At 54.4% G+C, this 5,262-nt stretch carries 6 protein-coding genes and 1 pseudogene; 4 read left to right on the top strand and 3 right to left on the bottom strand.

Translation table 11 applies throughout. The features are described from left to right. From ABYA88_RS15125 to ABYA88_RS15115, 3 genes are all read left to right on the top strand, one after another. Positions 1–501, top strand: a 501-nt coding sequence (locus ABYA88_RS15125; protein ID WP_373188218.1) for a capsule biosynthesis GfcC family protein, incomplete at its 5' end; no start/stop codon positions are given. A gap of 25 nt (positions 502–526) precedes the next feature. Beyond that, positions 527–2,623, top strand: coding sequence for a YjbH domain-containing protein (locus ABYA88_RS15120; protein ID WP_373188220.1), 2,097 nt, complete (start codon positions 527–529; stop codon positions 2,621–2,623). Positions 2,624–2,682: 59 nt separating this feature from the next. Then, entirely contained in the window at positions 2,683–3,087 is a 405-nt protein-coding gene (locus ABYA88_RS15115; RefSeq protein ID WP_373188217.1) for a VanZ family protein, read from the top strand. Positions 3,088–3,394: 307 nt separating this feature from the next. On the opposite strand, the gene ABYA88_RS15110 is transcribed toward ABYA88_RS15115, so the two are convergent. Then, on the bottom strand, positions 3,395–3,616 hold the full coding sequence (locus tag ABYA88_RS15110; protein ID WP_373188219.1) for a polysaccharide biosynthesis protein: 222 nt from the start codon (positions 3,614–3,616) through the stop codon (positions 3,395–3,397). Between the two features lie 613 nt (positions 3,617–4,229). Further along, positions 4,230–4,358: a hypothetical protein gene (locus ABYA88_RS15105; protein ID WP_373188216.1), complete on the bottom strand. Its 129-nt coding sequence runs from the start codon at positions 4,356–4,358 to the stop codon at positions 4,230–4,232. A 232-nt stretch (positions 4,359–4,590) separates the two neighbouring features. Here ABYA88_RS15105 and ABYA88_RS15100 point away from each other — a divergent pair, with 232 nt between their 5' ends. Then, positions 4,591–4,932: a VanZ family protein gene (locus tag ABYA88_RS15100; RefSeq protein WP_373188215.1), complete on the top strand. Its 342-nt coding sequence runs from the start codon at positions 4,591–4,593 to the stop codon at positions 4,930–4,932. A gap of 57 nt (positions 4,933–4,989) precedes the next feature. On the opposite strand, the pseudogene ABYA88_RS15095 reads toward ABYA88_RS15100, so the two are convergent. Next, positions 4,990–5,262, bottom strand: a pseudogene (locus tag ABYA88_RS15095) (ATP-dependent helicase); the annotation flags it as partial.

The raw sequence follows: 5,262 nt of genomic DNA, 5'->3' as shown, positions 1-5,262 counted from the left end.
GCTCAAGCTAACGATAAGCCAGCGCTTGGTCGATTCGTTCGCCGCATGCATAGCGCGGTATCGCAGATGGATGTTACTGGTCGCGTGACAGCCCAGCTGAATCCGCTTCAGCAATTGCTTATTATGAACAATCCGTTACTGGAACCGGGAGACCATTTACGCTATCCGTTACGGCCTCAACATGTGCGAGTAAGCGGCGCCCTGGTTGAGGATTGCTTGCTAGAGCACGTTCCCGGAATGCAGCTGGAGGATTACCTGGGACAATGTCCGAAGGACTCTATTGCTGATCCCAGCTATGCGTATGTCATTCAGCCCGACGGTACATCAGACCAGTACGGCGTCGCCTATTGGAATCAGCAATCAGTGAATGTAGCTGTAGGCGCCATCATCTATGTGCCGGTGCGAGAAAACATGCTGGCCCCCACTACCTCGGAGTTTAATCAGGATATGGCAAGGATGCTGGCTACCCAGTACCGTCTGGGAGGCCGTTTTGGCGAATAATATTGCGAAGCGTCATTACGCCAGTCTGTGTCTGTCGATCATTGCGGGCATAAGCCTGCCTGTAATGGCAGACACAGAGCGATACCGGACCACGCAGCATGATTTTGGCGGTGTCGGCCTCCTGCAAACACCCACTGCGCGGATGGCACCTGAGGGTACATTCAGCTTCAACGCCAATAGGACCTCGCCTTACAGTAGGTACAGCATTTCCGTGCAGCCAGTGCCCTGGCTCGAAGGAACATTGCGGTATATTGCAGTTACCAACCGGCGCTACAGTAACGTTGAAGAGTTCAGCGGGGACCAGAGCTTTAAGGACAAGGCGTTTGATGCCAAATTCCGCCTGGTGAAAGAAAGCTACTGGCTGCCGGAGCTTTCATTAGGCTTTCGCGACCTGGCGGGTACTGGCCTTTTTTCCAGTGAATTTCTGGTGGCGAACAAACGGTTCTATGATCTGGATTTCAGCATTGGTGTTGCCTGGGGTTACATCGGCAACCGGAGCGATTTTGCGAATCCTTTCAGCGTACTCGGTGATGATTATGACTCTCGAGACGCCGGCACGGTGGGTACTGGTGGGGATTTCAGTATCGAAAATTACTTCCGCGGGGACCCCAGTCTCTTTGGTGGCGTGGAATACCAAACGCCTTGGGATCCGTTACGATTCAAGATTGAGCTGGACGGCAACGATTATAAGTCCGAGCCGCTCAATAACCCTCAAGACCAGGACTCCCCGATAAACCTGGGGTTTGTCTACAAAATGTCCAACAGTGTTGATCTCTCCGCTGGTTGGCAGCGCGGCAACACCGCCACCATCGGCATCACCCTGCACACGAATCTGAAAACCGATCCGTTACCTTCCAAATTGCTGGACCCCGCTCCAGAGTCTCGCCGGCCTATGCCTACGGGTGTCAGTGCGCGCTCGATCGATTGGGCAAATGTAAGTAATCGTTTGCGCGAGAATGCGGGTTTTGCAGTCGAGAAAATTGAAGTAAAGGACCGCGAGCTAATTGTTATTGGTGAACAGAAAACATTCCGAGATGAAGCTCAGGGCCTCGGTAGAGCCAGTCGTATTCTCGACAACAGCACCGGTGAAGGCACGTATGACTGGTACACACTGGTCAATACCCGCCAAGGCATGAGGATTTCGGAAACCAGTATCGATCCAGAGCGCTTGCGAGACCTTGAGCAGAATCGGATCGATGAAAGAGGCATGCGCCGTTCAACAGTTTTGGCCAAACCAAGTGTTGTAGACGCTGACTTGCTGCACACAGAGCCGCTCAATACATTCAACTACGGTCTGTCTCTGGGTTACAACCAGAACATTGGCGGGCCAGACGGGTTTATCCTTTACCAGTTCCTGGCGCGAGCACGTGCAGAGTATCGCTTCAACCGTAACCAATGGCTGAACGGTAGTGTTGCGGCCAATCTGATTAATAATTTTGAAAAATTCAGGGTGACTGGTCCAAGCGAGCTTCCACGGGTGCGAACAAATATCCGCGAGTATTTGACCAGCTCTGACGTGATTCTGGAAAATCTGCAATACACGCATACCAAGCGGCTGGATCAAGACCTCTACGCCATGGGTTACGCGGGCCTGCTGGAAAGCATGTTTGGCGGCATTGGTGGTGAGGTTTTGTATCGACCGCACGGGGATGACTGGGCGCTTGGTGTGGATATGAACTGGGTGCGTCAACGCGGGTTCAAGCAGGACTTCAGTTTCCGGGACTATTCTACTTTTACCGGACACATGACGGCCTACCTGCAAACAGGTTTCTATGATGTGTTAGCAAAAGCCAGCGCCGGGCGCTACCTGGCAGGCGATCTGGGCGGTACCCTGGATCTTTCGCGCCGGTTCAAGAATGGCATCACCTTGGGTGCGTGGGCGACTCGTACAAACGTATCCGCTGAAGAATTCGGCGAGGGCAGCTTCGACAAGGGCATTTACTTCACGTTCCCGTTCGATGCCTTCTTCGCTCGCTCCAGCACCTCACAAGGAACCTTGACCTGGAATCCGCTGACACGGGACGGCGGGGCTCGGTTGAGCCGATTCTATCAACTGTATGATCTGACCAACGCCTCTGATACGAATCGCTTCAATGCCGGATTCAGCAGCCTGAGAGACTGATCATGCTGAACGCTCAACCGCACAGGCCGGGCGCGCGCCAAGCTATGTGGATAACGCTTATGCGCCAATGGGCACGCTATCGCCTTGTGTTCAAGGTCATGTTCTTCGTGGTACTGGGGTTCGGCATCTATCTGGGCATGACCCCGACTCCACCGACCGCCCTGCCTGGCTGGAATGCCTATTTCTACCACGCCGGCGGCCTCTTCGTTTGCACCATCCTCAACTTCCTCGCGTTCCCCAGGTGGTACCGGTGGGTGCGCGGGCTGTTGATGTTCATGGTGGGTGTAGCTGTGGAATACGTGCAGAGCTTTCACCCGACCCGGTCGACTGACATTACCGATATCTACGCCAATACGGCTGGGGTGTTGCTGGGGTTGGTGTTGATCTGGGTGTTTGAGGTTTGGCGTAAATCCCGTCAACCCGGTAGGAGCACCCGCCTGTTGGAGCGCCCGCCAACTCCCTAGATACGCTTCCCTGCGGGAGCGTCCGCCCGCGACATACAATCCCCTTAGCGCTTCAGCGACCCGCCAGGAACGCATCTACCGTTTTTTTAGTGCCTGAGCCACCGTCACAGGAGGCTGACAGCTGTATGACATGACTGGGGTGGCAGACATGAGCCGGTTTAATGATGGGTTTGATAGTTTGAGGGAGTAAATCGACACAACCTGAGTGCAGGCAGCGGGCGTTACGTCCGCTGCGGACCAATCACTGATCAGCAGACAGAGTCATTTGCTCATAAAGCAGGTCGACGATACCGTTTGAGGGCTCATATCACTGAACGGTGGTCAACAGCGTTTGCCACATCAACGCAAAATTCTCGTCGCGAACAGCCTGCCGGAGGGTGTCCAGCATCGGTCGCAACGGAGCCCAGGGAATGAACACCTCATTTGCGCGGAGAATCTTTTCGTGTGAGGTGGTCTCGGGGTTATCACGAATCAGCAGCTCTTCAAATAACTTCTCTCCCGGGCGGAGACCGGTAAACGTGATACCTATGTCACCGTTGATATTGAGTTCGTCAGACGGCTAATCCGATTTATCTATCGGGCTACCTCCAGCGTTATGCCCGCCAGCCCAGAACCTTCTTTAGGCAGTATCGGCCTGACATAGTCCACTCAACAACTCCGAAAGCGGGCTTGCTGAGCGAGCAGCTCTAGCCTTGATGACTATAGCCGAGCTTGGCATATTATGGCAGTTTTAGGCCGATCAACGCTTACCCCGTTCAACGATTGGTGGGCGGGTAATAGATCGACCTACTGATACTGAGCGGAATGCTCTTTCGTCAACATCATGCTTTTTGGGATGCAGCAGATAGGCACATTTACAGGGCTCTGGTCACGGCGGGGCAGATTCTAACCATCGTGTCACGGTGACACAAGGATAGACAGGCCACGATACGACTTAAATATAGCGGGCATATCCGGATGACCACCCAGGAGATATGCACCGTCATACGGTTCCTTCGCATGGTTACATGACGCTGTAGCGCGCATGATACAAAGCGGCCCGGCGGCTCGGCGGCCCGACAAGACTTATTCCCCCTATTCAACGCATAATCGATCTCAAAGGTCTGCGCAGAGCGAAAATTGATACTCACCTGTTGGAACATTCACGGTATGTGCACCTTGAGGTTATGGCTGCGTTCTGTGGCTTTTGCCTCCAGCAGCGCAGCCAACGCGGACTTGGCGACGCCATCGACCGCTCCGTGGTGGTGAATTTGTGGATAGATTTGGAACATGGGGTCGGCAGCTCCTTTGCCTTGCAGAGGTGTTTAAACTAGCCGATTGCGCAGTTGCGTGCACTGACAGGGTACACAAATTGAGCAACGGGTACTTTTCTGGTGCCAGCACTCGGATTCGTTAAAGCTTCAGGTTATGATTCGCCGCCATGAAAATACTCGGACTTTACCACCAGATTAGCCGTGACCTATGTGGGTGAGTGCTTTGCGCCGCTGGGTGCAGCTACGCCCCGTGTTCAAAGTGCTATTTTTTACGGTACTGATACTGGCGTTATATCTGGGCCTGCGACCCTCGCCTACACCTGTCGCCCACAGCTTGATGAGCAACCTGTATCATGCCGGCGGGCTGTTTGCCCTGATGATGCTGAGTTATTTGAGCTTTCCGCGCTGGTATTGGTGGGCGCGGGGGCTATTGATATTCGCCCTTGGCGCGGGCATCGAATATGTGCAGTCGTTTCACCCCATGCGGGTGGCTGACTGGTTTGATCTGGTCTACAACGGCATTGGCGTGGTGAGCGGCTGGCTGGTTATCTTCCTGCTGCAATGGCGTGATAAGCGCATCTCGCGGCGGTAATCAGGGGAAGATGGGTCCCCGCGCTAGCGAGGATGACATCTTAGTGGCCACGCCCGCTCAGCTACGCTTCTTCGGTGGCGCCAAGCCATCTGAGGTTGTCACTACCTGACCCTGCGGCGTAGCGGGTTTGCGTTTGGCTGCGGGTTTGCCGGTCTTGGGGCGTTTCTTGCCATCTTTTTTCTTGTCGTCTTTCTTTTTCTTGGCGCCCACCGGCTTGCCGGAGGCTTTGGTCTTCTTCGGGCCCTTGTAGCTGCCAACCAGTTCCTTGATGGTGCGGCGTTCGAACTGGCGGCGCAGGTAGCGCTCGATGCTGCACATCAGGTTCCATTC

The sequence above is a fragment of the Halopseudomonas sp. genome, assembly GCF_041579695.1.
Classification (GTDB): domain Bacteria; phylum Pseudomonadota; class Gammaproteobacteria; order Pseudomonadales; family Pseudomonadaceae; genus Halopseudomonas.
This window is presented reverse-complemented; position numbering and strand designations above follow the sequence as displayed.

Coding starts and splice junctions, on each gene's coding strand:
- ABYA88_RS15115 (WP_373188217.1), top strand. CDS start 2,683: ATGCGCCAATGGGCACGCTATCGCCTTGTGTTCAAGGTCATGTTCTTC.
- ABYA88_RS15105 (WP_373188216.1), bottom strand. CDS start 4,358: ATGTTCCAAATCTATCCACAAATTCACCACCACGGAGCGGTCGATGGC.